At 54.6% G+C, this 26,367-nt stretch carries 24 protein-coding genes; 21 read left to right on the top strand and 3 right to left on the bottom strand.

The window, feature by feature from the left end:
- The first annotated feature begins 3 nt into the window (after positions 1-3).
- The 4 genes from HYQ67_RS15600 (at position 4) to flgL (ending at position 4,747) form a co-directional block, all read left to right on the top strand.
- Positions 4-1,098 carry a flagellar basal body P-ring protein FlgI gene (locus tag HYQ67_RS15600; RefSeq protein ID WP_202304868.1) on the top strand — a complete coding sequence of 365 codons (1,095 nt, stop codon included), beginning with the start codon at positions 4-6 and terminating at the stop codon, positions 1,096-1,098.
- Positions 1,098-2,039, top strand: a complete 942-nt coding sequence (gene flgJ / locus HYQ67_RS15605; RefSeq protein WP_202304870.1) for a flagellar assembly peptidoglycan hydrolase FlgJ — start codon at positions 1,098-1,100, stop codon at positions 2,037-2,039. Before HYQ67_RS15600 ends, flgJ begins: the two co-directional genes overlap by 1 nt.
- Positions 2,040-2,114: 75 nt before the next feature.
- Positions 2,115-3,770: a flagellar hook-associated protein FlgK gene (flgK, locus tag HYQ67_RS15610; protein ID WP_202304872.1), complete on the top strand. Its 1,656-nt coding sequence runs from the start codon at positions 2,115-2,117 to the stop codon at positions 3,768-3,770.
- Positions 3,771-3,781: 11 nt separating this feature from the next.
- On the top strand, positions 3,782-4,747 hold the full coding sequence (flgL, locus tag HYQ67_RS15615; protein ID WP_202304874.1) for a flagellar hook-associated protein FlgL: 966 nt from the start codon (positions 3,782-3,784) through the stop codon (positions 4,745-4,747).
- 164 nt (positions 4,748-4,911) lie between these two features.
- Here the strand turns inward: flgL and rne are convergent, their stop codons facing one another.
- Positions 4,912-8,304 carry a ribonuclease E gene (gene rne / locus HYQ67_RS15620; protein WP_202304876.1) on the bottom strand — a complete coding sequence of 1,131 codons (3,393 nt, stop codon included), beginning with the start codon at positions 8,302-8,304 and terminating at the stop codon, positions 4,912-4,914.
- A 569-nt stretch (positions 8,305-8,873) separates the two neighbouring features.
- On the opposite strand from rne, the gene rluC reads away from it, so the two are divergent.
- Entirely contained in the window at positions 8,874-9,827 is a 954-nt protein-coding gene (gene rluC, locus HYQ67_RS15625) for a 23S rRNA pseudouridine(955/2504/2580) synthase RluC (RefSeq protein WP_202304878.1), read from the top strand.
- A 130-nt stretch (positions 9,828-9,957) separates the two neighbouring features.
- On the opposite strand, the gene HYQ67_RS15630 is transcribed toward rluC, so the two are convergent.
- Positions 9,958-10,542, bottom strand: coding sequence for a Maf family protein (locus HYQ67_RS15630; protein ID WP_202304880.1), 585 nt, complete (start codon positions 10,540-10,542; stop codon positions 9,958-9,960).
- A 142-nt stretch (positions 10,543-10,684) separates the two neighbouring features.
- Here HYQ67_RS15630 and yceD point away from each other — a divergent pair, with 142 nt between their 5' ends.
- The 14 genes from yceD (at position 10,685) to ptsG (ending at position 22,947) form a co-directional block, all read left to right on the top strand.
- Complete coding sequence (gene yceD, locus HYQ67_RS15635; RefSeq protein WP_202304882.1) at positions 10,685-11,206, top strand: 23S rRNA accumulation protein YceD; 522 nt, start codon at positions 10,685-10,687, stop codon at positions 11,204-11,206.
- A gap of 16 nt (positions 11,207-11,222) precedes the next feature.
- On the top strand, positions 11,223-11,393 hold the full coding sequence (rpmF, locus tag HYQ67_RS15640; protein ID WP_202304884.1) for a 50S ribosomal protein L32: 171 nt from the start codon (positions 11,223-11,225) through the stop codon (positions 11,391-11,393).
- Positions 11,394-11,406: 13 nt separating this feature from the next.
- Positions 11,407-12,441 (top strand): phosphate acyltransferase PlsX, encoded by a 1,035-nt coding sequence (plsX, locus tag HYQ67_RS15645; RefSeq protein ID WP_202304886.1) that lies wholly within the window; start codon positions 11,407-11,409, stop codon positions 12,439-12,441.
- Between the two features lie 6 nt (positions 12,442-12,447).
- The gene (locus HYQ67_RS15650) at positions 12,448-13,401 is read left to right on the top strand and encodes a beta-ketoacyl-ACP synthase III (protein ID WP_202304888.1); all 954 of its coding nucleotides are present in this window, start codon (positions 12,448-12,450) and stop codon (positions 13,399-13,401) included.
- 16 nt (positions 13,402-13,417) lie between these two features.
- Complete coding sequence (fabD, locus tag HYQ67_RS15655; protein WP_202304890.1) at positions 13,418-14,347, top strand: ACP S-malonyltransferase; 930 nt, start codon at positions 13,418-13,420, stop codon at positions 14,345-14,347.
- A gap of 13 nt (positions 14,348-14,360) precedes the next feature.
- The gene (fabG, locus tag HYQ67_RS15660; RefSeq protein ID WP_202304892.1) at positions 14,361-15,095 is read left to right on the top strand and encodes a 3-oxoacyl-ACP reductase FabG; all 735 of its coding nucleotides are present in this window, start codon (positions 14,361-14,363) and stop codon (positions 15,093-15,095) included.
- A gap of 154 nt (positions 15,096-15,249) precedes the next feature.
- On the top strand, positions 15,250-15,486 hold the full coding sequence (gene acpP / locus HYQ67_RS15665; RefSeq protein ID WP_034456161.1) for an acyl carrier protein: 237 nt from the start codon (positions 15,250-15,252) through the stop codon (positions 15,484-15,486).
- 88 nt (positions 15,487-15,574) lie between these two features.
- The gene (gene fabF, locus HYQ67_RS15670; protein ID WP_202304894.1) at positions 15,575-16,816 is read left to right on the top strand and encodes a beta-ketoacyl-ACP synthase II; all 1,242 of its coding nucleotides are present in this window, start codon (positions 15,575-15,577) and stop codon (positions 16,814-16,816) included.
- 124 nt (positions 16,817-16,940) lie between these two features.
- Positions 16,941-17,741, top strand: coding sequence for an aminodeoxychorismate lyase (gene pabC / locus HYQ67_RS15675; protein ID WP_202304896.1), 801 nt, complete (start codon positions 16,941-16,943; stop codon positions 17,739-17,741).
- A gap of 10 nt (positions 17,742-17,751) precedes the next feature.
- Positions 17,752-18,774: a cell division protein YceG gene (gene yceG / locus HYQ67_RS15680; protein ID WP_202304898.1), complete on the top strand. Its 1,023-nt coding sequence runs from the start codon at positions 17,752-17,754 to the stop codon at positions 18,772-18,774.
- The gene (tmk, locus tag HYQ67_RS15685) at positions 18,764-19,402 is read left to right on the top strand and encodes a dTMP kinase (protein ID WP_202304900.1); all 639 of its coding nucleotides are present in this window, start codon (positions 18,764-18,766) and stop codon (positions 19,400-19,402) included. Before yceG ends, tmk begins: the two co-directional genes overlap by 11 nt.
- Complete coding sequence (gene holB, locus HYQ67_RS15690; RefSeq protein WP_202304902.1) at positions 19,402-20,409, top strand: DNA polymerase III subunit delta'; 1,008 nt, start codon at positions 19,402-19,404, stop codon at positions 20,407-20,409. Before tmk ends, holB begins: the two co-directional genes overlap by 1 nt.
- Positions 20,410-20,419: 10 nt before the next feature.
- The gene (locus tag HYQ67_RS15695; protein WP_202304904.1) at positions 20,420-21,214 is read left to right on the top strand and encodes a metal-dependent hydrolase; all 795 of its coding nucleotides are present in this window, start codon (positions 20,420-20,422) and stop codon (positions 21,212-21,214) included.
- A 299-nt stretch (positions 21,215-21,513) separates the two neighbouring features.
- The gene (gene ptsG, locus HYQ67_RS15700; protein ID WP_202304906.1) at positions 21,514-22,947 is read left to right on the top strand and encodes a PTS glucose transporter subunit IIBC; all 1,434 of its coding nucleotides are present in this window, start codon (positions 21,514-21,516) and stop codon (positions 22,945-22,947) included.
- Between the two features lie 184 nt (positions 22,948-23,131).
- On the opposite strand, the gene fhuE is transcribed toward ptsG, so the two are convergent.
- The gene (fhuE, locus tag HYQ67_RS15705; RefSeq protein ID WP_202304907.1) at positions 23,132-25,321 is read right to left on the bottom strand and encodes a ferric-rhodotorulic acid/ferric-coprogen receptor FhuE; all 2,190 of its coding nucleotides are present in this window, start codon (positions 25,319-25,321) and stop codon (positions 23,132-23,134) included.
- Between the two features lie 300 nt (positions 25,322-25,621).
- Between fhuE and hinT the strand changes: the two genes are divergently transcribed.
- Both hinT and HYQ67_RS15715 read left to right on the top strand, forming a co-directional pair.
- Positions 25,622-25,978: a purine nucleoside phosphoramidase gene (hinT, locus tag HYQ67_RS15710; RefSeq protein WP_202304910.1), complete on the top strand. Its 357-nt coding sequence runs from the start codon at positions 25,622-25,624 to the stop codon at positions 25,976-25,978.
- Positions 25,979-25,982: 4 nt separating this feature from the next.
- Positions 25,983-26,357 (top strand): YcfL family putative periplasmic lipoprotein, encoded by a 375-nt coding sequence (locus HYQ67_RS15715; protein ID WP_202304912.1) that lies wholly within the window; start codon positions 25,983-25,985, stop codon positions 26,355-26,357.
- The last annotated feature ends 10 nt before the right edge of the window (positions 26,358-26,367 follow it).

Here is a 26,367-nt window from a genome sequence, read left to right on the forward strand (position 1 = left end):
ACTATGGTTAAATATTTATTCGGCATGCTGATGCTGGTCACCACGCTGGCACACGCCGAGCGTATTCGTGACCTGACGAGCGTGCAGGGCGTGCGTGAAAACTCCCTGATTGGCTACGGCCTGGTGGTGGGGCTTGACGGAACGGGTGACCAGACGACCCAGACCCCGTTTACCACGCAAAGCCTTAATAACATGCTCTCGCAGATGGGTATCACCGTTCCCGCCGGCACGAATATGCAGCTTAAGAACGTGGCGGCTGTCATGGTCACGGCAAAATACCCTGCTTTCGCCCGCTCAGGGCAGAACATCGACGTGGTTGTCTCCTCGATGGGTAACGCGAAAAGTCTGCGCGGCGGCACCCTGTTAATGACGCCGATGAAAGGCGTTGATAACCAGGTTTACGCACTGGCGCAGGGTAACATTCTGGTGGGGGGGGCAGGTGCTTCCGCAGGCGGCAGCAGCGTCCAGGTGAACCAGCTAAACGGCGGACGTATCACCAACGGCGCGGTCATTGAACGCGAACTGCCGGGGACGTTTGGTCAGGGAAATGTGATCAATCTGCAGCTTAACGATGACGACTTCACGCTCGCCCAGCAAATTACCGACGTCATTAACCGCTCCCAGGGTTATGGCAGCGCGTCCGCGCTGGATGCCCGTACGGTTCAGATTCGTACCCCAAGCGGCAAGAGTTCCCAGGTTCGCCTGCTGGCGGATATCCAGAACCTTGAAGTGAACATCAGGGTGCAGGATGCGAAGGTGATTATCAACTCCCGTACTGGTTCGGTTGTGATGAACCGCGAAGTGACGCTGGACAGCTGCGCGATTGCCCAGGGCAACCTGTCGGTGACCGTGAACCGCTCAGCCCAGGTCAGCCAGCCGGACACGCCTTTTGGCGGTGGTCAGACCGTTGTCACCCCGCAAACGCAAATCGATCTGCGTCAGAGCGGTGGGGCGATGCAGCGCGTGAACGCCAGCGCAAACCTCAACAATGTGGTGCGTGCGCTTAATACCCTTGGTGCCTCGCCGATTGAACTGATGTCAATCATTCAGGCGATGCAAAGTGCAGGCTGCCTGCGTGCAAAAGTGGAAATCATCTGATGCTAAACGACACCCAGTCACTCACCAGTGCCGCGTGGGACGCAAGCTCCTTAAACGAGCTGAAAACGAAAGTTGCACAGGATCCGAAAGGCCATCTGAAGTCGGTGGCCCGCGAAGTGGAGGGGATGTTCGTGCAGATGATGCTCAAAAGCATGCGTGAGGCGCTGCCGAAGGACGGCATTTTCAGCAGCGACTCCACGCGCATGTACACCAGTATGTATGATCAGCAGATTGCCCAACAGATAAGCGCCAGAGGACTGGGTTTTGCGGATCTGATGGTTAAACAAATGGGCGAAAACGCCGACCCGTCTGAAGAGGCGGGCAAGGTGCCGATGAAGTTTGATGCGCAGACGGTGACCAGCTTCCAGAACCAGACGCTGACGCAGATGGTACGCCAGGCGGTGCCCAAAGCGCCTTCAAACGAAGAGCCGCTCAGCGGCGACAGCAAAGACTTCCTGGCCCAGCTTTCTTTACCTGCACGGTTGGCCAGTCAGCAAAGTGGCATTCCTCACCACCTTATTCTGGCGCAGGCGGCGCTGGAGTCAGGATGGGGGCAGCGGCAGATCCTGACCAACAACGGTGAGCCCAGCTTTAATATCTTTGGCGTCAAAGCAACGAGCGGCTGGAAAGGGAAGGTCACGGAAATCACCACCACCGAGTTTGAAAACGGTGAGGCGAAAAAGGTGAAGGCAAAATTCCGCGTTTACGGCTCTTACCTCGAGGCGCTGTCCGACTATGTCGGCATGTTGACCCGCAACCCACGTTACGCCGCCGTCACCAATGCGAGCACGCCGGAGCAGGGCGCACAGGCGCTACAAAACGCAGGCTACGCCACCGATCCGAACTACGCACGCAAGCTCACCAGCATGATCCAGCAGCTTAAGGGCATGAGCGAGAAAGTCGCCAAAGCTTATAGCAACGATTTGTCCAAATTGTTCTGATTCGACTCAAGTCTTGCGGCGTTCTGCCGATACTATTCGACAGGACCCGTGACTATACGTGCTTAAGGAAAATCCATGTCCAATAGCCTGATTAACAGTGCCATGAGTGGCCTGAGTGCTGCTCAGGCGGCACTGAACACCGTAAGTAATAACATTTCCAACTATAACGTAGCGGGATACACCCGTCAGACGACGATCCTTGCGCAAGCCAACAGCACGCTCGGTGCTGGCGGATTTGTCGGGAACGGCGTGTATGTGAGCGGCGTGCAGCGCGAATATGACTCATTTATTTCCAGTCAGCTGCGTGGCGCACAAAACCAGAGCAGCGGATTGACGACCCAGTACCAGCAAATGTCGAAAATCGATGACATGTTGTCTGGCTCCACCAACACGCTCGCCACCACCATGCAGGACTTCTTCACCAGCCTGCAAACGCTGGTCAGTAACGCGGATGACCCGGCCGCACGTCAGGCGATGCTGGGCAAAGCCGATGGTCTGGTAAACCAGTTTAAGGTGACCGACCAGTATCTGCGCGACCAGGATAAGCAGGTCAACCTGGCTATCACCAGCAGCGTTGACCAGATCAACAACTACGCCAGCCAGATTGCCAACCTGAATGACCAAATCTCCCGCCTGAAAGGTGTGGGTGCAGGCGCATCGCCTAATGACCTGCTGGACCAGCGCGACCAGCTGGTCAGCCAGCTTAACCAGATTGTTGGGGTTGAAGTTAACGTCCAGGATGGCGGTAGCTACAATGTTTCTATCGGCAACGGTATCAACCTCGTTCAGGGCACTTCTTCTCATCAGTTGGCCGCCGTTCCCTCCAGCGCGGATCCAACGCGGACTACCGTGGCGTATGTCGACAAAGTTGCCGGCACCACTGAAATCCCTGAAAAACAGCTGACTACAGGTTCGCTTGGCGGCCTGCTGACTTTCCGCTCCCAGGACCTGGACAGCGCGCGTAACCGCCTGGGGCAGATGGCTCTGGCCTTTGGCTCGGCGCTGAACGAACAGCACGAACAGGGCTACGATGCGAACGGCGATCCGGGCACGGCACTTTTTGATATCGGTGGCCCGTCCGTAGTAGGTAACCGCAAGAACGCCTCTGAGGCTGAGCTTGTGGCAAACGTGGCTGACAGCACTAAAGTGCAGGCCAGCGACTATAAAGTTGTCTTTGATGGGACGGACTGGCAGGTCACTCGCCTGTCTGACAACGCCAAAATCGATCCGGGTATGGCTGATGACGGAAGCGGTAACAAGACCCTGAACTTTGATGGTCTGAAAATTGATGTCTCCGGTACGCCTGAAAAGAACGATAGCTTCACCGTGAAGCCGGTTGCTAACGTCATTGTGAATATGGATGTTGCCATCGACGACGAAAGCAAGCTGGCGCTGGCAAGCGACCCTGACGCGGGCGAAAGCGATAACCGCAACGCTCAGGCAATGCTTGATCTGCAGGGTGCAAATGAAGTGGGTGGCAACAAAACGTTCAACGATGCATACGCAAGCCTGGTTAGCGACATTGGTAACAAAACGGCGACCCTTGAAGTCACCAGCACGACCCAGAGCAATGTAGTGACCCAGCTGAGCAATCAGCAGCAGTCCATCTCCGGCGTTAACCTGGATGAAGAGTACGGCAACCTGCAACGTTACCAGCAATATTACCTGGCGAACTCCCAGGTTTTACAGACTGCATCAACGCTGTTTGATGCCTTACTGTCTATTCGCTAACAGGAGCACCTATGCGTATCAGTACTCAAATGATGTATGACCAGAACATGCGTGGTGTCAGCAATGCTCAGAGCGAGTGGTTGCGCTACGGCGAGCAGATGTCCACAGGTAAGCGCGTTAACCGTGCGTCTGACGATCCTATTGCCGCCTCGCAGGCGGTAGTCCTTTCTCAGGCACAGACGCAGAACAGCCAGTATGCCCTTGCGCGTACCTTTGCGACTCAGAAAGTTTCTCTGGAAGAGAACGTGCTGGATAAGGTGACCAATGGCATCATCAGCGCCCAGGAGAAAATCGTTTACGCCGGAAACGGTACGCTGAGCGATGATGACCGTGCTTCTCTTGCCACCGATCTGGAAGGGATCCGTGACCAGCTGCTGAATCTGGCCAATAGTACCGACGGCAACGGCCGCTATATTTTTGCTGGCTATAAAACCGAGAGCGCGCCTTTCGTGGAAGATGGTACGGGCACTGTTGGGTATCAAGGTGGGGACACACCAATCACACAGAGCGTAGATGCAGCTCGTACTATGACGATTGGCCACACCGGCAGTGATGTCTTCAATAGCATTACCAGTAATGCTGTTGCAGAGCCAAATGGTGATCCATCTGAAACCGATCTGTTCAAAATGCTGGATTCAGCGATTGCCTCATTAAAAACCCCGGTTGGGGATTTGGATGATGATGCGAAGGCCGCACAGACTGCGGTGATTGATAAAACGGGGCGCGGACTGAAGAACTCCCTTAATAACGTGCTGACCGTCCGTGCGGAGCTGGGTACTCAGCTTGACGAACTGAGCAAGCTGGATTCATTAGGCAGCGACCGCGCGCTGGGTCAGACTACGCAGATGAGCGCGCTCATTGATGTAGACTGGAATGCGACGATCTCCTCTTATACGATGCAACAGGCGGCACTTCAGGCCTCTTATAAAGCGTTTAGCGACATGCAAGGTATGTCATTATTTCAGCTGAATAAATAATAACGTGTTGTTTGGGCGAGTCTGAAAACGACTCGCTTTCTCTGCCCGCTTCCGCACCCCGGAGCGGGCATTTTTTTGTCCTGAACTGTGCTGCTTTTCCTTCTGCGTCAGCAATAAAAAAGCCGGTCAGTTTCCTGACCGGCTTTTTAGTTTAACGCTTAACGTTACTCGGCGCTTTCTGGACGAGTCGCCGGGGCGGTAGCCTGGTGGGTGGCGCTGTGACCACCGGCAGAACCACGACCGCTGAACTCATAGTCCGGGCGAACCCAGTCGCTATGACGTGCAGGCTCTGGAGAGTACTCTGGTGCCGGTGCACGAGTCATCGGTGCGGCAGCATGCTTCACGGCGAGCACCGTAGCAGGGGCAGCAACAGGCGCTGGCTTCACAACAGGCGTTGGCTCAACAACGGGTGCTGGTTCAACGACAGGCGCTGGCTCAACAACGGGTGCTGGTTCAACGACAGGCGCTGACTCAACGACAGGCGTTGGCTCAACAACGGGTGCTGTTTCCACCGCCGTCGCTGGAGCTGCCACAACGGGCTTGCTCTCTTCAACGGTAGCAACCGGTTCTTCTGGGGCCGTTTCTTCAACGACTACCGGCGCTTCTTCGGCAATGTCTGCTGCCTGAACTGGCTCCGGAGTAATTTCCGCTGCCGGAGCAACTTCTTCAATCACCTGTTCAGCAACGACTTCGTCCTGCTGTTCAACGATCTGAGGCTGTTCGGTTACCGGTGCAGCAATCACTTCTGGATGCGTGGTTTCGACGGTCTGAGTCTCAACCGGCGCTTCCTGAGCAACGGGCTCGCTGACGATGGCTTCCACCGGAGCGGCGACTGGCTGCTCCTGAATGGCGGCGACAGCTGGTGCCGCCTGCTCAACGACATTCTCAGCGGCATTCGCCTGTGCAGCATTGCCCTGGTACTCTTCATGCGTCGCCATTTCTGGACGGGCAATCGGATACTGGATCCAGGCTTTGCCGGAAGCCAGCTCCGGAGAAGCACAGGCTACGGTTAGCGGCATCGGTGACTGAGTAGGGTAACGCTCGTCACGATAGCGACGACGACGCTGGCCGCTTACACGCAGATGACGCGGAGAGCGACGTGAGCGACGTGGCATGCCGTTCGCATCGTTGCGGTTGTCTGAATTGTCATCCTGTTCTGCTGCCGGGGTTTCAACAACCGCAGGCAGTGGAATGGTTGCAACTTCAGTGTGCGGCGCAACGGTTGCTGGCGCAGCGGTTTCTTCCTGAGCAGCAAGTGCAGCAGCATTTGCCTGAGCGTTAGCGATATCTTCAGCAGATTCGAAACGCACTTTCTGGCTCAGCTGACGCGGCTTGCGGCGCGGCATGGTCTGAACGCGTTCTTCCTGCTCGGACTCAACCTCAACCACATCGTCACGCTGCAGGGCTTTCACTTCCTGCTGCGCCTGACGCTTGTCGTCGCTGCGACGGCGGTTGCGATCGCGACGTGGCTGCTGCTCGTCACGGGTCTTCGGCTTTTCAGCTTCTTCGGTAGCAACGTTCTGGCGAACTTCACGCACTTCAGCGTTCTGCTGCTGGCCCTGACGACGATTGCGACGGTTCTCGTCACGATTTTCGCGTGGCTCACGCGGCTCGCGCTGTTCGCGAGGTTCACGGTTGTCGCGATTTTCACCACGGTTGTCACGGTCGCGGTTGTTGCGATCGCCACGGTCACGGCGGTTATTCTGACGACGATTGTTACGACGTTCCTGGCCCTGGCCCTGACGCTGGGTTTCAGTTTCAGCCGGTTTCACGACCTCCACTTCTTTGCTTTCAGCAGCAGGTTCGCCTGCAAATATGGTTTTCAGCGCGCCAAAGAAGCGGCTAAGCAGACCCGGTTGCGCAGGTTCATTAGACTGAACGGCAGCAGCAGGTTTCGCGGCAGCAGCCGGCGCAGCAGCCGGAGCGGCCTCTTGAGGCGCTGGCGGCACATCCGGCATAGCGAAGGTCGCTAATGCAGGCTGCTCAGGGCGTTTACGCTCGGCATACTCTTCATCAGAAGGCATCGCCATCTCTTCTTCATGCAGCTTCGGCAGCATGTAGCTGAGGGTTTTGGTCTCTTCGCCTTTGCGTACGCGCAGCACGGAGTAGTGTGGGGTTTCCATCTGATCGTTTGGCACGATGATGGCTTTCACGCCGCCCTGACGGGTTTCGATGGCGCTGACCGCATCACGCTTTTCGTTCAGCAGGTAGGAGGCAATCGGCACCGGAACAATGGCGTGCACTTCCTGGGTGTTCTCTTTCAGCGCTTCTTCTTCAATCAGACGCAGAATAGAAAGTGCCATGGATTCGTTGTCACGCACGGTGCCGGTTCCGCTACAGCGCGGGCACACGTGGTGGCTGGACTCGCCCAGAGAAGGGGAGAGACGCTGACGGGACATTTCCAGCAGGCCGAAACGGGAGATATGGCTTATCTGGATACGGGCACGATCCTGGCGCACGGCTTCACGCAGACGGTTTTCAACCGCACGCTGGTGGCGTACCGGGGTCATATCGATGAAGTCGATAACAATCAGACCGCCCAGGTCGCGCAGGCGGAGCTGGCGGGCGATTTCATCGGCGGCTTCAAGGTTTGTATTAAACGCGGTCTCTTCGATATCGCCACCGCGGGTTGCGCGAGCGGAGTTGATATCAATGGCGGTCAATGCTTCGGTAGTATCGATAACAATGGAACCGCCGGATGGCAGACGGACTTCACGCTGGAAAGCGGATTCAATCTGCGACTCAATCTGGTAATGGCTGAACAGCGGGATTTCACCGGTGTAGAGCTTAATTTTACTGCTGAAGTCTGGACGGCCCAGCGCGCCAATATGCTGACGAGCCAGCTCCAGCACCTTCGGGTTATCGATGAGGATTTCGCCGATGTCCTGACGCAGATAATCGCGGAAAGCGCGAACGATAACGTTGCTTTCCTGGTGGATCAGGAACGGAGCAGGGCGGTTTTCCGCCGCTTTCTGGATAGCTTCCCAGTGCTTCAGACGGAAGCTTAAATCCCATTGCAGCGCTTCAGCGGATTTACCCACGCCGGCAGTGCGTACAATCAGACCCATGCCGTCAGGCAGCTCCAGCGAGGAGAGGGCTTCTTTCAGTTCTGTGCGGTCATCACCTTCGATGCGACGAGAGATACCGCCGGCACGTGGGTTGTTAGGCATCAGCACCAGATAACTCCCGGCAAGGCTGATAAAGGTGGTCAAGGCAGCGCCTTTGTTACCACGTTCTTCTTTATCAATCTGCACAATCACTTCCTGACCTTCACGCAGCACATCTTTGATATTCGGACGGCCATGAGAAGAATAGTTAGACGGGAAGTACTCGCGGGCGATCTCTTTAAGAGGCAGGAAACCATGACGTTCAGCGCCGTAATCTACAAATGCCGCTTCAAGACTTGGTTCAATACGGGTGATTTTTCCTTTATAGATGTTGGCTTTTTTCTGTTCGTGTCCTGGGCTTTCAATATCCAGGTCGTACAGGCGTTGCCCATCTACAAGGGCGACACGCAACTCTTCTTGTTGAGTCGCGTTTATTAGCATTCTTTTCATCGTAACTTACTCATTATTCTTACATTGGTGACAGAGCTACGGGCATGGTGACGCTGACCGGGAATGAACCGATGGCCTCGTGACTGATCGCACAGTCGCCAACCTCACGGTTGTCGCTTGCTGAGAGGCGCAAAGTGTCGGTAGCCTATATTTCATACGGAAATACAGCGCAATTATCGTGGGAATAACCTTAGAATATTTCTTAAGAGTTGATTCCATTTTACCGGTCAGGCTGCAACCCGCAGCCCGCTAACTGCCTGAAAGTACAAAACGTCTTACGCCATTGCTGCGTGGATGAACATTCAGGCAAAACTGGTAATTCCGCAAAGTTCTTTGTTTAGACAAGTCTTAACACGGAAAACCGCAACATTATTCCATTGCTAAGCTTATTATAGCAAGGTGACTTTTGCCTTTGATGCCTCGTTTCTTACAGTTTTTTAACGCGCTGATTTTCATTCTGTACAGAAAATGAATAAAAGCAGGTTAAGTTGTGATAAATGAGGCTGAAGTCAGTTAAGCACATAAAAATGAGTGGCGCTATGCGCGTACGCTAATTAGAATCGCCGACCATGAAAACGCAGACTCCTTCAGTACAAATCGTTGCTATTTCCGCCGATGAGGCCGGGCAGCGTGTCGACAACTTTTTACTCGCCCGGCTCAAGGGCGTGCCAAAAAGCATGATTTATCGCATTTTGCGTAAAGGCGAAGTGCGCGTGAATAAAAAACGCGTCAAGCCCGAGTACAAGTTAGAGGATGGCGATCAGCTTCGTATCCCGCCGGTGAGAGTAGCCGAACGTGAAGAGGTACAGGTCTCTCCTCATCTTCAAAAAGTGGCCGCACTGACCGATGCCATTCTCTATGAGGATGACCACATTCTGGTGCTCAACAAGCCATCAGGCACCGCTGTGCACGGTGGTAGTGGTTTGAGCTTTGGCGTGATCGAAGGATTGCGCGCTCTGCGTCCTGAAGCCCGCTTCCTTGAGCTGGTACACCGTCTGGACCGTGATACCTCGGGCATCCTGCTGGTGGCCAAGAAGCGTTCCGCGCTGCGTTCGCTGCATGAGCAGCTGCGTGAGAAGGGCATGCAGAAAGATTATCTGGCGCTGGTTCGCGGCCAGTGGCAGTCCCATATCAAAGTTGTGCAGGCCCCGCTGCTGAAAAACATCCTGCAAAGCGGTGAGCGTATTGTGCGTGTGAACAGCGAGGGCAAGCCTTCCGAAACCCGTTTTAAAGTGGAAGAGCGCTATGAGTTTGCAACCCTGGTACGCTGCAGCCCGGTGACAGGCCGTACGCACCAGATTCGTGTGCATACCCTGCATGCCGGGCATCCCATCGCTTTCGATGACCGCTACGGTGACCGCGAGTTCGACAAACAGCTGAACGGTACCGGGCTTAGCCGCCTCTTCCTGCACGCTGCCGCGTTGAAATTCACCCACCCTAATACCGGTGAAGTGATGCGCGTCGAAGCGCCGATGGACGATGAGCTGAAGCGCTGCCTTACCGTCCTGCGCAAAACGGCATGATGAGAAGCTCCCGCCCGGGAGCTTTTTTTATGTCCACTTACCAGTGGATGGCGCGACTGCTTATCCACCCTACAAAACCCGTCCCGTAGGTCGGATAAGCGCAGCGCCATCCGACAATTTTCCGACAAACTTACTGCCCCAGCGGATTGCACCCCTCGTTGCGCAGCATTTCACACAGGCTGATAAGCGGCAGGCCAATCAGCGTATTGGGGTCGCGTCCCTCAAGCCTTTCGAACAGCGCAATGCCTAATCCCTCACACATAAAGCTCCCCGCACATTGCAACGGCTGTTCTTTGCGTACGTACGCGCGAATCTCATCCTCACTCAGGTGGCGGAAGTGGACGTCAAATGGTTCACAGGCGGTCTGCAGCTGGCCGTTCTCTGAGTTATAGAGGGCAAGCCCAGTGTAGAAGGTCACAATGCTGCCACGCGCCTGCATCAGCTGGGCGACAGCGTTCTCTTCGGTGTGCGGCTTGCCGGTAATGTTATTATCCAGGACGCAAACCTGATCCGATCCGATAATAAGATGGGAAGGGTAGTTCTCTTTTAACGCCTGAGCTTTCGCCTGAGCCAGCCTCGTGACCAGTTCACGTGCGCTCTCGTCAGGCCGGGGTGTTTCATCAGTGAGCGGTGAGGCCGTTATAAAAGGCATACCTAGCTTCTCAAGCAGCGCACGGCGGAAGGGAGAAGTTGAGGCCAGCACAATAGGTTTCATATTTTTTTCATTAAAGATAGCGAATTGGATAAAGGCATTTTAAACTGTGCCACCGCAATGTGTGCGAATAAATGGCGAAAGGCGCTGTTATGAGGCCTTTTTCTTTGACTCTATGACGTTACAAAGTTAATATGCGCGCCCTATGCAAAAGGTAAAATTACCCCTGACTCTCGATCCGGTTCGTACGGCTCAAAAACGCCTTGATTACCATGGTGTGTATACACCTGAACAGGTAGAGCGCGTCGCCGAATTTGTGGTCAGTGTAGACAGTGATGTGGAATGCGATATGCGGTTTGCTATCGACGAACAACGCCTCGCGGTTTTAACCGGTGATGCGAAGGTCTCGTTAACACTCTCATGTCAGCGTTGCGGGAAGCCGTTTGCGCATCAGGTCTACACGCAGTATTGTTTTAGCCCGATCGTCAAAGACGAGCAGGCTGAAGCACTCCCGGAAGTGTATGAGCCAGTTCAGGTTAACGAATTTGGCGAAATCGATCTTCTGGCGGTGGTTGAAGATGAAATCATCCTCTCCCTACCAGTGGTTCCGGTGCATGATTCTGAACACTGTGAAGTGTCCGAGGCGGACATGGTCTTTGGCAAACTGCCTGCAGAGGCGGAGAAACCAAACCCATTTGCCGTATTAGCCAGTTTAAAGCGTAAGTAATTGAGGAGTAAGGTCCATGGCCGTACAACAGAATAAACCAACCCGTTCCAAACGTGGCATGCGTCGTTCCCATGACGCGCTGACCACCAGCACCCTGTCCGTGGACAAAGTTTCTGGCGAAACTCATCTGCGTCACCACATGACTGCCGACGGTTTCTACCGCGGCCGCAAGGTTATCGTTAAGTAATCCTGACGATACCTTGACACGTCTAACCCTTGCGTTAGATGCCATGGGTGGGGACTTCGGTCCTTCCGTGACAGTGCCTGCAGCATTGCAGGCACTGGACTCTAATTCCCAACTAAGCCTTCTCCTGGTCGGTTGCCCCGACACCATCACGCCATTACTTGCCAAAGCTGATTTTGATAAACGTTCGCGTCTGCAGATAATCCCTGCGGAATCGGTTATTGCCAGTGATGCACGGCCTTCGCAAGCGATCCGCACCAGTCGCGGTTCGTCTATGCGGGTGGCACTTGAGTTGGTCAAAGAGGGGCGGGCAGAGGCCTGCGTCAGTGCCGGAAATACGGGTGCGCTGATGGGGCTGGCTAAATTACTGCTCAAGCCTATTGAAGGCATTGAGCGCCCGGCGTTGATGACGGTACTGCCGCATCAGCAAAAAGGGAAAACGGTTGTGCTGGATCTCGGTGCCAACGTCGTCTGCGACAGCAATATGCTGGTGCAGTTCGCCATAATGGGCTCCGTGATGGCGGAAGAAGTGCTGGGCGTGGTCAACCCTCGCGTGGCGCTGCTGAACATTGGCGAAGAAGAGACCAAAGGTCTCGACAGCATTCGCGATGCCTCCGCATTATTAAAAACGATGCCTTCTGTCAACTATATTGGTTATCTTGAAGCCAACGAACTGTTGACCGGAAAAACGGATGTCCTGGTGTGTGATGGGTTCGTAGGAAACGTCACGCTCAAGACAATGGAAGGGGTTGTCAGGATGTTCCTTACCCTGCTCAAATCGCAGGGCGAAGGGAAAAAAAGGTCGTGGTGGCTGATTTTATTGAAGCGTTGGTTACAAAAGCATCTGACCAGGCGATTCAGTCACCTCAACCCCGACCAGTATAATGGCGCCTGTCTGTTAGGATTGCGCGGCACTGTGATTAAGAGCCACGGTGCGGCCAATCAGCGAGCGTTTGCTGTCGCGATTGAACAGGCAGTGCAGGCGGTGAAGCGGCAAGTTCCGGTCAGGATCGCTGCTCGCCTGGAATCTGTATTACCTAAGAGTGACTGAGCGTACATGTATACGAAGATTATTGGTACGGGCAGCTACCTGCCCGAACAAGTGCGGACTAACGCCGACCTGGAAAAAATGGTGGATACCTCTGACGAGTGGATTGTCACCCGTACAGGTATTCGTGAACGCCGAATCGCAGCCCCTGACGAAACCGTTGCTACAATGGGTTATCAGGCCGCGACCCGCGCCCTTGAAATGGCCGGTGTTGATAAGTCACAAATTGGCTTGATCATCGTCGCAACAACGTCTTCGACGCACGCGTTTCCAAGCGCCGCTTGCCAGGTGCAGAGCATGCTGGAAATCAAAGGCTGTCCGGCGTTTGACGTTGCAGCAGCTTGCGCAGGCTTTACCTATGCGCTGAGCATCGCCGATCAGTACATCAAAAACGGTGCGGTAGACTACGCGCTGGTGATTGGTGCTGACGTGCTGGCTCGTACGCTCGATCCAAACGATCGTGGCACAATTATTCTGTTTGGCGATGGCGCTGGTGCGGTCTTACTGGGTAAGAGCGAAGAGCCAGGCATCATCTCCACGCATTTACACGCTGACGGTAGCTACGGCGATTTGCTGACGCTGCCAAACCAGGACCGTCTCGATCCGTCCAAACCGTCCTATGTGACGATGGCCGGTAACGAAGTGTTCAAAGTTGCCGTTACGGAACTTGCCCACATCGTTGATGAAACCCTGACGGCGAACAACCTCGATCGTTCCGATCTCGACTGGCTGGTGCCGCATCAGGCCAACCTGCGCATTATCAGCGCGACGGCGAGAAAGCTGGGTATGGCGATGGACAACGTAGTGGTGACGCTGGACAGACACGGTAATACCTCTGCGGCCTCCGTGCCAGCTGCGCTGGACGAAGCAGTGCGTGATGGCCGTATTCAACGTGGTCAGCTGGTTCTGCTTGAGGCCTTCGGCGGCGGCTTTACCTGGGGTTCTGCGCTGGTTCGTTTTTGATTATAGGGATGAGACAATGACTCAATTTGCTTTCGTTTTCCCGGGACAGGGTTCTCAGACTGTCGGTATGCTGGCTGAGTTAGCCGCCGCGTATCCGATTGTTGAAGAGACTTTCCGTGAAGCTTCAGACGCGCTGGGCTACGATCTTTGGGCGCTGGTACAAAACGGTCCGGCTGAAGAGCTGAACAAAACCTGGCAAACCCAGCCTGCGTTGCTGGCCGCTTCCGTTGCTATCTTCCGCGTCTGGCAGCAGCAGGGCGGTAAAGCACCTGCGCTGATGGCCGGTCATAGCCTCGGTGAATACTCGGCCCTGGTCTGTGCCGGTGTGATCAACTTTGCGGATGCTATCCGTCTGGTTGAGCTGCGTGGCAAACTGATGCAGGAAGCGGTGCCTGAAGGCACTGGCGCAATGTCTGCTATTATCGGTCTGGACGACGCGTCCATCGCTAAAGCTTGTGAAGAAGCGGCACAGGGGCAGGTTGTTTCCCCGGTCAACTTCAACTCACCGGGCCAGGTAGTGATTGCCGGTAATAAAGACGCGGTTGAACGCGCTGGCGCGGCTTGTAAAGCAGCGGGTGCTAAACGTGCGTTGCCTTTACCTGTTAGCGTACCGTCCCACTGTGCGTTAATGAAGCCCGCAGCAGATAAACTTGCTGTAGCGCTGGAAAAAATCACCTTCAACGCCCCAACCGTAGCGGTTGTGAACAACGTTGATGTGCAGTGTGAGACTTCTCCGGAAGCGATCCGTAGCGCGCTGGTTCGCCAGCTTTATAGCCCGGTTCAGTGGACGAAGTCAGTGGAATTTATGGCAGCACAGGGTGTGACCCAGTTGCTGGAAGTCGGCCCGGGTAAAGTCCTGACTGGCCTGACGAAACGTATTGTTGACACCCTGACCGCAGCGGCCATTAACGAGCCAGCTTCTCTGTCAGCGGCGCTTGAGCAATAAAACGAGGAAAACCATGAGTTTTGAAGGAAAAGTTGCGCTGGTAACCGGCGCAAGCCGTGGTATCGGCCGTGCGATCGCAGAGACCCTGGTGGCTCGCGGTGCAAAAGTTATTGGTACGGCGACAAGCGTTAGCGGTGCGCAGGCCATCAGTGATTATTTAGGCGCAAACGGCAAAGGTTTTATGCTGAATGTGACCGATCCGGCATCCATTGAGTCGGTTCTGGAAAATATTCGCGCAGAGTTTGGCGAAGTGGACATTCTGGTCAATAATGCCGGTATCACTCGCGACAACCTGTTAATGCGCATGAAAGATGCCGAGTGGGACGATATCATCGAAACCAACTTGTCATCAGTTTTCCGTCTGTCAAAAGCGGTAATGCGAGCTATGATGAAAAAGCGTCATGGTCGCATTATCACTATCGGTTCTGTGGTTGGTACCATGGGAAATGCTGGTCAGGCTAACTACGCTGCGGCGAAAGCAGGCCTGATTGGTTTCAGTAAATCACTGGCGCGCGAAGTGGCGTCCCGTGGTATTACTGTAAACGTTGTTGCTCCGGGCTTTATTGAAACGGACATGACGCGTGCGCTCTCTGACGATCAGCGTGCGGGTATCCTGGCGCAGGTTCCAGCGGGTCGCTTAGGTGACGCAAAAGAAATCGCCAGTGCAGTAGCATTTTTAGCTTCTGACGAGGCCGGGTACATCTCTGGTGAGACCCTCCACGTCAATGGCGGAATGTACATGGTTTAACCACGATTAAAATTATTTGCGTTATTTGGGCGAATGCCCGCAAAATAGCGTAAAATCGTGGTACGACCTGCCGGGATTTAGTTGCATCTTTTTCAACATTTTATACACTACGAAAACCATCGCGAAAGCGAGTTTTGATAGGAAATTTAAGAGTATGAGCACTATCGAAGAACGCGTTAAGAAAATCATTGGCGAACAACTGGGCGTTAAGCAGGAAGAAGTCATCAACTCCGCTTCCTTCGTTGAGGACCTGGGCGCTGATTCTCTTGACACCGTTGAGCTGGTAATGGCTCTGGAAGAAGAGTTTGATACTGAGATTCCGGACGAAGAAGCTGAGAAAATCACTACCGTTCAGGCTGCCATTGATTATATCAACGGTCACCAGGCATAAGTGAACATCTCCAGGCGGTCATTCGACCGCCTGAGTTTTATCTAAGTGTCCCACAAGTCCTAATTTTTTCCCTCCCTGGAGGACAAACGTGTCTAAGCGTCGTGTAGTTGTGACCGGACTGGGCATGTTGTCTCCTGTCGGCAATACCGTAGAGTCTACCTGGAGTACTCTCCTTGCCGGTCAGAGTGGCATCAGCCTGATCGACCATTTCGATACTAGCGCCTATGCAACGAAATTTGCTGGCTTAGTAAAGGATTTTAACTGTGATGACATTATCTCGCGTAAAGAACAGCGCAAGATGGATGCCTTCATTCAATATGGAATTGTTGCTGGCCATCAAGCCATGCTGGATTCTGGGCTTGAAGTAACGGAAGAGAACGCAACCCGTATTGGTGCCGCAATAGGTTCTGGTATTGGTGGTCTGGGTCTTATTGAAGAGAACCACACCTCGCTGGTTAACGGTGGTCCACGTAAGATCAGTCCGTTCTTCGTACCGTCTACTATCGTGAATATGGTGGCAGGTCATCTGACCATTATGTTTGGCCTGCGCGGCCCCAGCATTTCCATTGCCACGGCCTGTACTTCTGGTGTGCATAACATCGGTCATGCAGCGCGAATCATCGCCTATGGCGACGCAGACGCAATGCTTGCCGGTGGTGCAGAGAAAGCCAGTACTCCGCTGGGTGTCGGCGGTTTTGGTGCAGCGCGTGCGCTCTCCACCCGCAACGACAACCCGCAAGCGGCTAGTCGCCCGTGGGATAAAGACCGTGATGGCTTCGTGCTGGGTGATGGCGCTGGCGTTATCATGGTCGAAGAGTATGAGCATGCCAAAAAACGTGGCGCTAAAATCTACGCGGAAATCGTCGGTTTTGGTATGAGCAGCGATGCTTACCACATGACTTCTCCACCGGATACCGGTGCAGGAGCCGCGCTGGCAATGGAAAATGCACTGCGTGATGCAGGCATTGCTCCGGGGCAAATCGGTTACGTTAACGCGCACGGCACTTCAACGCCTGCCGGGGACAAAGCTGAAACGCAGGCCGTTAAATCTATCTTTGGTGCTGATGCCAGCCGCGTGATGGTTAGCTCAACCAAGTCGATGACCGGTCACCTGTTAGGTGCCGCAGGGGCGGTAGAGTCTATCTACTCTATTCTTGCGCTGCGCGACCAGGCTGTTCCACCGACCATCAACCTCGACAACCCTGACGAAGGCTGCGATCTGGACTTTGTTCCACACGTAGCGCGCCAGGTGTCCGGGCTGGAGTACACGCTGTGTAACTCCTTCGGCTTTGGTGGCACAAACGGTTCCCTGATCTTTAAAAAGGTCTAAACCGTTCTCGTAAAGGGCTCGCTTGCGGGCCCTTTATGTTTTTCGCCCCCAACTTCAGACTTCCTCCCTTGTTGCTTCCTCTCCGCACTGGCACGCTAACGCCATCAGACCCCGAGGGCTTGCTATGTACTTAATCAATGGGCAGTGGCAGACGACGCTTCCGGCAAACGATCGAGCCGTGCAGTTTGGCGACGGTTGTTTTACCACCGCCGCGATATCTGATGGCAACACAAAGTTTATCGACCGGCATATCCGCCGCTTACAGCTTGCCTGTGAAACCCTCATGCTTCCTTTTGCTGAATGGGTGCTGCTGGCGGATGAGATGCAACAGTTGGCTTCCCGTGAGTCCCAGGCCGTGCTGAAGGTGATTATCAGCCGTGGCGCGGGTGGGCGAGGGTACAGCGCCGCTCATTGCCACCAACCAACCCGTATCCTCAGCGTCTCTCCCTATCCCTCAACTTATGCGGCCTGGCGGGAGCAGGGGATCACCCTTGCGCTTAGTCCCATTTGTCTGGGGGTAAATCCTGCCCTGGCGGGAATAAAACACTTAAATCGCCTTGAACAGGTCTTGATCCGTACGCATCTTGAACAGACACCCGCCGAAGAGGCCCTGGTCCTTGACAGCGAAGGGTGGCTTACGGAATGCTGTGCGGCTAATTTATTCTGGCGTAAGGGTAACGTCGTCTTCACGCCTTTTGTCAATCGAGCGGGCGTAAACGGTACGATGCGCCAGCACATTATCGCCTGCCTGGCAGGTTCCGGCTGGCAACTGCGGGAAGTTCGGGAGAGGGTACAAACCCTGGCCGATGCCGACGAGGTACTTATTTGTAATGCCCTGATGCCGGTTGTGCCCGTCAGGCAGGCGCAGAACTGGCAGTACACTTCGCGCGAGCTTTACCATTTTTTAGCGCCACTTTGCGAGTAAACGATTACCGATGAAAAAGATGCTACGTTTTATCCTGCTGTTACTGGTGATTCTGGGGATAGCCGCCGGTGTCGGCGCGTGGAAAGTCCGCCAGCTGGCAAACAGCCATTTGACCATTAAGCAGGAAACGATTTTCACCCTGAAAGCGGGGACGGGTCGCCTTGCCCTGGGCAAACAGCTTTATGAAGAGAAGCTGATAACACGCCCGCGCGTCTTTCAGTGGCTGCTGAAAGTGAAGCCCGAGCTCGCCAACTTTAAAGCAGGCACCTATCGCCTGACACCGGATATGACGGTGCGGGATATGCTTGCGCTGCTCGCCAGCGGCAAAGAAGCCCAGTTCCCCATCCGCTTTGTGGAAGGGATGCGCCTGAGCGACTGGCTTAAGCAGATGCGTGAAGCGCCCTACATAAAGCACACCCTGAAAGATGACAGTTACGCCACGGTTGCGGAAGCGCTTAAGCTCGAGCATGCCGACTGGGCGGAAGGCTGGTTCTTCCCGGATACCTGGCTCTACACAGCCAATACTACGGACGTTTCGCTGTTGAAACGTGCGCATGAGCGGATGAAAAAGGCCGTCCAGGAAGCGTGGGACGGTAAGGCCGACGGGCTGCCGTACAAAACGCAGAATGATTTGGTCACCATGGCGTCCATCGTCGAAAAAGAGACGGCCGTGGCGAGCGAGCGCGACCGGGTTGCCTCGGTGTTTATCAATCGTCTGCGGATCGGCATGCGTTTACAAACGGACCCGACGGTGATTTACGGCATGGGTGAGAACTATAATGGTAAGCTGTCGCGCAAAGATCTTGAAACGCCGACGCCTTACAATACCTATGTGATTAGCGGTATGCCGCCAGGCCCGATTGCTATCCCATCCGCAGCCTCATTACAGGCGGCGGCGCATCCGGCAAAAACGCCTTATCTCTATTTTGTTGCCGACGGCAAAGGCGGTCACACCTTTAACACTAACCTTGCCAGCCATAATCAGGCGGTACAGGTTTATATCAAGGCTTTAAAGGACAAGAATGGTCAGTAAATTTATTGTGATTGAGGGGCTCGAAGGGGCAGGGAAAACCAACGCGCACAACGTGGTGGTGGCGACCTTAAAAGAGCTTGGCGTGACCGAACTGGTCTTTACCCGTGAGCCTGGCGGTACGCCTCTTGCGGAAAGGCTGCGCGAGCTGACGCTCAATAACAAAGGCATCGGTGACGAAATCGTTACGGATAAAGCCGAAGTTCTGATGTTCTACGCCGCACGGGTACAGCTGGTTGAAACGGTGATTAAACCTGCATTGTCCCGCGGGGCCTGGGTTATTGGTGACCGTCACGATCTCTCCACTCAGGCCTACCAGGGCGGCGGCCGCCAGATCGATCAGCAATTGCTGATGGCCTTGCGTAATACCGTGCTCGGGGATTTCTATCCCGATCTGACTATTTATCTGGATGTGACCCCGGAAGTGGGTCTGACTCGTGCGCGTGCCCGCGGTGAGCTGGACCGCATCGAACAGGAATCGATTGATTTCTTCAACCGGACCCGCGCCCGTTATCTGGAGCTTGCTGCGGCGGATGAGCGCATCAAAACCATCGATGCGACGCAGACGCTCGACGAGGTATCCGCTGCGGTGCGCAATGCGGTGATTAACTGGGCGAAGGAACTGGCCTGATGAAATGGTATCCCTGGCTGCGCGGGCCGTTTGAGCAGATCCTCAGCCAGTATCAGTCGGGCCGTGGGCATCATGCGTTATTGCTGCATGCCCTGCCGGGGATGGGTGATGACGCGCTGATTTATGCCCTCAGCCGCTGGCTGATGTGCCAGCAGCCGCAGGGCAACAAAAGCTGCGGCCAGTGCCGCAGCTGCCAGCTAATGCAGGCAGGTACCCATCCTGACAGCTATGTTATCGAGCCGGAAAAAGGGAAAAGTAGCCTGGGTATCGACAGCATCCGTGAGATTACCGAAAAGCTATACGGCCATGCGCAGCAGGGCGGGGCAAAAGTGGTCTGGCTAACGGATGCGGGGCAGCTGACGGAAGCCGCAGCTAATGCCCTGCTCAAAACGCTCGAAGAGCCGCCGGCGAATACCTGGTTTTTCCTCGGCAGCCGTGAACCGGAGCGCTTACCCGCCACTCTGCGCAGCCGCTGTCTTTACTGGTATCTCTCGCCACCGCAAGAAGCCTTCTCCCTTGCCTGGCTTGCCCGAGAAATCTCGCTGGACAATACCCAACTCCGCGCCGCGCTGCGCCTTAGCGCAGGTGCCCCGGCCGCGGCTCTTGACCTGCTGCAACCGGAGCACTGGAAACATCGTCAGGCACTCTGTGAAAAACTGGCGCAGGCATGTTCAACTAAAGACATGCTTGCCATGTTGCCGGTGCTCAACCATGAAGAGGCGACGCGCCGCATTCAGTGGCTTAGCTCGCTACTGCTGGACGCCCTTAAATGGCAGCAGGGAGCAGGGGAGTGGCTGGCCAATGCAGATATGCAGCCGCTGGTGGCAAACCTTGCTAACAGCGCAAAGCCCGCCGTACTACAGGCTATTTTACAAGGCTGGTTCACCTGCCGCGAATCGCTGCTGACGGTGGTGGGCGTTAACCGTGAATTACTGATTACCGAACAACTGCTGACCTGGGAGCAACTCATGCGCCCGGGTGCTATCCTTCCTTCTCCACATCTTTAAGAGTACCCGTATGTTTCTTGTCGACTCACACTGCCATCTCGATGGTCTGGATTATGAAGCCCTGCACAAAAACGTTGATGACGTGCTGGAAAAAGCCGCTGCGCGGGATGTGAAATTCTTCCTGGCCGTGGCGACCACGCTTGAGGGCTACCGTGGAATGCGCGAACTGGTCGGTGAGCGTGAGAACGTTGCCTACTCCTGCGGCGTCCATCCGTTAAATCAGGACAAAGAGTACGACGTTGAAGAACTTCGCCGTCTCGCCGCCGAGCCTGGCGTGGTGGCTATGGGGGAAACAGGCCTCGATTATTTTTACACGCCGGAAACCAAGCCGCGCCAGCAGGAGTCGTTCCGCAACCACATCCGCATTGGTCGCGAGCTCAACAAGCCCGTCATCGTGCACACCCGTGATGCCCGCGCCGACACCCTGACCATTCTGCAGGAAGAGAAAGTGACAGACTGCGGCGGGGTACTACACTGTTTCACAGAAGATCGTGAAACTGCGGGGAAGCTGCTGGATATGGGGTTCTACATCTCGTTCTCCGGGATTTTGACCTTCCGTAACGCCGATCAGCTGCGTGATGCCGCTCGCTTCGTGCCGCTGGACCGTATTCTGGTGGAAACGGACTCCCCATACCTGGCTCCTGTTCCCCATCGTGGCAAGGAGAATCAGCCGGCAATGACGCGTGATGTAGCAGAATACATGGCAGTGCTGAAGGGCGTGTCACTGGAGGAGCTGGCGGAGACGACCACAAAAAACTTTGCCGACCTCTTCCACATCCCGCACTCCCGCCTGCAATCTGCCTGAAAAACGACTTATTTTTTAGCTCGTAATTAATCAGTGAAGCGAGTAAAGTTCTCCGCCACAAAAAGGGTGGAGAACACCGTTTTTGAAATATTCAGACATGAGTACTGTAAATTCATGAAATTTTTCATACTGGCTGACCAAGAAACGTGATAGCCGTCAAACAAAAATTTCGTGATTTATTTTACTCTGCGTAATAAATAAAGGGCACTTAGATGCCCTGATTATGGCCCGGTTCTCCCCCCGGTCCGATGCGCATAATGCGTAAAAAAAAGCACAAATACTCAGGAGCACTCTCAATTATGTTTAAGAATGCATTTGCTAACCTGCAAAAGGTGGGTAAATCGCTGATGTTGCCAGTATCCGTACTGCCTATCGCAGGTATCCTGCTGGGCGTCGGTTCTGCAAACTTCAGCTGGCTGCCAGCCGTGGTTTCTCACGTGATGGCGGAAGCGGGCGGTTCAGTTTTCGCCAACATGCCGCTTATCTTCGCCATCGGTGTGGCTCTCGGCTTCACCAACAACGACGGCGTCTCTGCGCTGGCATCCGTAGTAGCCTACGGCATCATGGTGAAAACCATGGCCGTTGTCGCACCGCTGGTGCTGCATATGCCTGCGGAAGAAATTAACGCCAAGCACCTCGCCGATACCGGCGTGCTGGGCGGGATCATCGCTGGTGCGATTGCCGCATACATGTTCAACCGCTTCTACCGCATCAAGCTGCCTGAGTATCTGGGCTTCTTCGCCGGGAAACGTTTTGTGCCGATCATCTCTGGTCTGGCGGCGATCGTACTGGGCGTTGTGCTGTCCTTCATCTGGCCACCTATCGGTAACGCGATCCAGGACTTCTCACAGTGGGCTGCATATCAGAACCCGGTAGTGGCGTTCGGTATCTACGGCTTCATCGAGCGCTGCCTGGTACCGTTCGGCCTGCACCATATCTGGAACGTTCCATTCCAGATGCAGATTGGTGAATACACCAACGCAGCAGGTCAGGTCTTCCACGGCGATATCCCTCGCTATATGGCGGGTGACCCAACTGCGGGCAAACTGTCCGGTGGCTTCCTGTTCAAAATGTACGGCCTGCCGGCTGCGGCTATCGCAATCTGGCACTCAGCGAAACCTGAGAACCGTGCAAAAGTTGGCGGCATCATGATCTCCGCTGCGCTGACGGCGTTCCTGACGGGTATCACCGAACCAATCGAATTCTCCTTCATGTTCGTGGCACCAATCCTGTACATCATCCACGCGGTGCTGGCAGGCCTGGCATTCCCGATCTGTATCCTGCTGGGTATGCGTGACGGGACTTCCTTCTCACACGGTCTGATTGACTTCATCGTGCTGAGCGGTAACAGCAGCAAGCTGTGGCTGTTCCCAATCGTTGGTCTGTGCTACGCGGCTGTGTACTACACCATCTTCCGCGTGCTGATCAAAGCGCTGGACCTGAAAACCCCAGGTCGTGAAGACACTACCGCTGAGACGTCCACCACTTCTACAAGTGAAATGGCTCCGGCTCTGGTTAGTGCTTTCGGCGGGAAAGAAAATATCACTAACCTTGATGCCTGTATTACCCGTCTGCGCGTGAGCGTGGCTGACGTCTCTAAAGTTGATCAGGCTGGCCTGAAGAAACTGGGTGCGGCAGGTGTGGTAGTTGCTGGTTCAGGCGTTCAGGCTATCTTCGGGACGAAGTCCGATAACCTGAAAACTGAAATGGATGAGTGGATCCGTAACAGCTAAGCAGTGATTTGGGGAGACTAAGGGAGGCCAATGGCCTCCCTTTTTTATAGCTGTCATCACGTAGGTAGGATAAGCGAAGCGCCATCCGACATATATCGGTGGATGACGCTGGCGCTTATCCACCCTACAACAGATGCCGATCGCGTAGGCCGGATAAGCGAAGCGTCATCCGGCATTATCTCATTCAGAAAGCGTAATTAGCGGTAACAGAGAAATTACGAGGCGCACCGTAAACCAGGCCACGGCTGTCTACGTTGGTGTCGTACTCTTTGTCGAAGAGGTTATCTACGTTAGCCTGTACGGAGAATGCCTGGGTAACCTGATAGCGGGCGAACAGGTCAACCAGCGCAAAGCTGCCCTGTTCTGAACGGTAGGTGCCACCCGGCACGGCTACGTCAGCCCAGACGTGGTTTTGCCAGTTAACACCGCCGCCCATGGTCAGCTCGCGCAGCATTGGCAGGGTATAGCTGGTGAACAATTTCACCGTCGTGCGCGGCAGGTTTGGGTTTACCGCGTCGCCATCGCTGTCTTCAGCAATATAACGGGTTGCGCCCAGCGTCATCTGCCACTCGTCGGTCAGCGCGCCATTCACCTCAAACTCCACGCCGCGGCTCACCGTACCATCCGCCTCACGATAGGCCGTTTCGCCATTACTGCCGGGAATGAGATTGCCGGTACTCTGCGCCAGGTGATCCTGCTCGATGCGGAAGACCGCAAGCGAGGTGGTGAACCGGCCGTTCATCCAGTCACTTTTCAGGCCCGCTTCGTAGTTGTTACCGGTGATAGGGGAGAGATATTTACCCTGGATATCGCGTTGCGTTTGTGGATTGAAAATGGAGGTGTAGCTGGCGTAGGTTGACCAGTTTTCGTCGATATCATAGATGATGCCCGCGTACGGAGAGGTATTATTCTTCTCCATGTGCTGATTCAGCGTATCAAGATTGTATTTGGTATACCGGGCGCCAACAATCAGGTGCAGCGGGTCCGCCAGAGTGATGCGGGTCGCGATATACGCAGATTTTTGATGGACGGTATCTTCCTGCGCGAGGCTCAGTGGGTTCCAGTTTGTCTCCGGGAAGTTGGCATCGTAATCATAGTAGCTACCGATCTGATCGGCGCTCACATTTTCCCAGGAGCTGTAGTAGGTATTTTTCTGTTTGGTATAGCTGGTGCCAATCATCAGCTCGTGCTGCTGGCCGAACAGCTCGTAGGAACCGTTGGCGAAGGTATCCAGCGCATCGACCTTACGTTTGCCGGTGTTATAACCCGTGCCGCCGACGTAGGGATAAGAAGGACCGTAAGGGCTGACCATCATGCCGCTGTTCTTATCCACCAGGCCGTCGAGGTACATCTGTTTGCTCTCGAGCGTCATTTCGGTGTGCGTGCCGTTAACGGTGAGCTGCCAGTCGTTGCCCAGCTTTTGCTTTAGCGTCATGAAGGTGCGCTTCTGCTCTTTGTCGTTATACGACCAGTCCGGCGCGGTGCTATAGCTGCGGTCAGGATTGGTTTTGCTGCCGTCGGTGTACCAGCGCGGGATGCCTCCCCAGGTAGGGCTGTTAACATTGGTTTGCTGATAGTCATAGCCGACGGAGAAGCTGGTGGCTTCGGTCAAATCGGCATCCAGCACGCCATAAAAGAATTTTTTCTGCTGATTGTAGCGGTCGAGCCAGCTGTCGTTGTCCTGATAGCCCGCCACCATGCGGCCACGAATATTACCGCTGTCGGTCAGCGGGGTGGACAGATCGGCCACGTAGCGCTGCTTGTTCCAGCTGCCGTACTCCGCGGAGACGTTGGTCTGAAATTCACGGCTGTCGGCATGCTTACGCACCATGTTAATGGCGGCTGATGGGTTACCGGAACCGGTCGTCAGCCCGTTAGCACCGCGAACCACTTCAATACGCTCAAATAAAGCCGTATCGGTCAATGCATCACCCAGGTTCCAGCGTGATTCGAACAGGGTCGGGATGCCGTCAACCATATAGTTGTCGATGAGGAAGCCGCGGGAGTAATAGGTGCTGCGGTCGGAGTCCGCAACGCTCTCGGAAATACCGGTGGTATTTTTTAGCACGTCCCCCACGGTCTCCAGCTTCTGATCCTTCATCCGCTGTTCGCTGATGATACTGACCGACTGCGGTATATCGCGGGGCACCAGCAGCATCTTCGTTCCGCTGGTGGTAGTTTTGACGCTGTAATCATGATCTTCTGCCTCAGCGGTATCAGCCGCCGAGCTTTCTACAATCATGGTCTCTTCTGCTTTTTTTTCAGCGGCGTTAGCGGCAGAAGAGAGTAGAGCGAAGGCAATGCAAGATGCCAGCATGGAAAGCGCGCAGGCAGGTAAACGTTGCCGATCCCTGGACTGAATGGTGAAAGACATCTTAAACCCTTAATCGAGTGTTGGAAGTTGTGCCTTGCTGACAAAGGTGTCCGCCAGTAAGTGCGCATGAAAATGCAAATGAGAAATATACGCATTCATATCAATGGTGTAAATATATGTTACATCGGCGGATGAAATCTCGTTTTGATTGCCCGCCAGGGGAGAACAGCAGGCTGGGTTATTGATGAAGCCAAAGGGTGCGGTTTAGGTAAAGAAATCACCGCTTAAGGTTGAAAGAGTACGACTAAGTCGCTCATACTCTTACGCTATGCCAACAACAAATGTATAAAGGTATGCGTCATGGCCGAAGAAACAATTTTTAGTAAAATTATTCGTCGCGAAATTCCGGCAGACATCGTTTATCAGGACGATCTGGTGACCGCTTTTCGTGATATTTCCCCTCAGGCTCCTACACACATCCTCATCATTCCCAACGTACTGATCCCCACGGTAAACCATGTCACTGCCGAACATGAACTGGCGTTAGGCCGCATGATGACGGTTTCTGCGAAGATCGCCGAGCAGGAAGGCATTGCCGAAGATGGCTACCGCCTGATCGTGAACTGCAACCGCCACGGTGGTCAGGAGGTTTATCACATTCATATGCACCTGCTTGGTGGCCGCGCCCTGGGGCCGATGCTTACCCACAAGGGATAACCTGATGAAGCGGAATACGCTCTTATTACTGCTTGCGACTATGCTGATGGCTGGATGCAGCTCTAAACCTGCCATCCCGGTGAGCGACCAGCAGACGCTGGTGATGGAATCCGCCGTGCTGGCGGCAGGGATCAGTGCTGAAAAACCAGATATTTCCTCCCTGGAAGGTGCCACTGTCTCCCGATCCGAGCTGTATAATGAGCGCTCTGTGCCAGTCGTCGTTAACTACCGTTTCTACTGGTACGACGCTAAAGGGCTGGAGGTCCATCCGCTCGAACAAACACGCTCAATCACAATACCGGCGCATGCTTCCGTCACGGTGTTGTCAACGGCCAGTTATCCAGACGCGCGTAAAGTGCGTCTTTATCTCTCTTTATAAGGGGTGAATT

The organism is Dryocola clanedunensis subsp. sulfonylureivorans (assembly GCF_016756775.1).
GTDB classification, from domain to species: domain Bacteria; phylum Pseudomonadota; class Gammaproteobacteria; order Enterobacterales; family Enterobacteriaceae; genus Dryocola; species Dryocola clanedunensis.

Bases quoted from the DNA above. Each gene is read 5' to 3' on its own strand.
- HYQ67_RS15600 (WP_202304868.1), top strand. From the start codon at position 4: ATGGTTAAATATTTATTCGGCATGCTGATGCTGGTCACCACGCTGGCA.
- flgJ (WP_202304870.1), top strand. From the start codon at position 1,098: ATGCTAAACGACACCCAGTCACTCACCAGTGCCGCGTGGGACGCAAGC.
- flgK (WP_202304872.1), top strand. From the start codon at position 2,115: ATGTCCAATAGCCTGATTAACAGTGCCATGAGTGGCCTGAGTGCTGCT.
- flgL (WP_202304874.1), top strand. From the start codon at position 3,782: ATGCGTATCAGTACTCAAATGATGTATGACCAGAACATGCGTGGTGTC.
- rne (WP_202304876.1), bottom strand. From the start codon at position 8,304: ATGAAAAGAATGCTAATAAACGCGACTCAACAAGAAGAGTTGCGTGTC.
- rluC (WP_202304878.1), top strand. From the start codon at position 8,874: ATGAAAACGCAGACTCCTTCAGTACAAATCGTTGCTATTTCCGCCGAT.
- HYQ67_RS15630 (WP_202304880.1), bottom strand. From the start codon at position 10,542: ATGAAACCTATTGTGCTGGCCTCAACTTCTCCCTTCCGCCGTGCGCTG.
- yceD (WP_202304882.1), top strand. From the start codon at position 10,685: ATGCAAAAGGTAAAATTACCCCTGACTCTCGATCCGGTTCGTACGGCT.
- rpmF (WP_202304884.1), top strand. From the start codon at position 11,223: ATGGCCGTACAACAGAATAAACCAACCCGTTCCAAACGTGGCATGCGT.
- HYQ67_RS15650 (WP_202304888.1), top strand. From the start codon at position 12,448: ATGTATACGAAGATTATTGGTACGGGCAGCTACCTGCCCGAACAAGTG.
- fabD (WP_202304890.1), top strand. From the start codon at position 13,418: ATGACTCAATTTGCTTTCGTTTTCCCGGGACAGGGTTCTCAGACTGTC.
- fabG (WP_202304892.1), top strand. From the start codon at position 14,361: ATGAGTTTTGAAGGAAAAGTTGCGCTGGTAACCGGCGCAAGCCGTGGT.
- acpP (WP_034456161.1), top strand. From the start codon at position 15,250: ATGAGCACTATCGAAGAACGCGTTAAGAAAATCATTGGCGAACAACTG.
- pabC (WP_202304896.1), top strand. From the start codon at position 16,941: ATGTACTTAATCAATGGGCAGTGGCAGACGACGCTTCCGGCAAACGAT.
- yceG (WP_202304898.1), top strand. From the start codon at position 17,752: ATGAAAAAGATGCTACGTTTTATCCTGCTGTTACTGGTGATTCTGGGG.
- tmk (WP_202304900.1), top strand. From the start codon at position 18,764: ATGGTCAGTAAATTTATTGTGATTGAGGGGCTCGAAGGGGCAGGGAAA.
- holB (WP_202304902.1), top strand. From the start codon at position 19,402: ATGAAATGGTATCCCTGGCTGCGCGGGCCGTTTGAGCAGATCCTCAGC.
- HYQ67_RS15695 (WP_202304904.1), top strand. From the start codon at position 20,420: ATGTTTCTTGTCGACTCACACTGCCATCTCGATGGTCTGGATTATGAA.
- ptsG (WP_202304906.1), top strand. From the start codon at position 21,514: ATGTTTAAGAATGCATTTGCTAACCTGCAAAAGGTGGGTAAATCGCTG.
- fhuE (WP_202304907.1), bottom strand. From the start codon at position 25,321: ATGTCTTTCACCATTCAGTCCAGGGATCGGCAACGTTTACCTGCCTGC.
- hinT (WP_202304910.1), top strand. From the start codon at position 25,622: ATGGCCGAAGAAACAATTTTTAGTAAAATTATTCGTCGCGAAATTCCG.
- HYQ67_RS15715 (WP_202304912.1), top strand. From the start codon at position 25,983: ATGAAGCGGAATACGCTCTTATTACTGCTTGCGACTATGCTGATGGCT.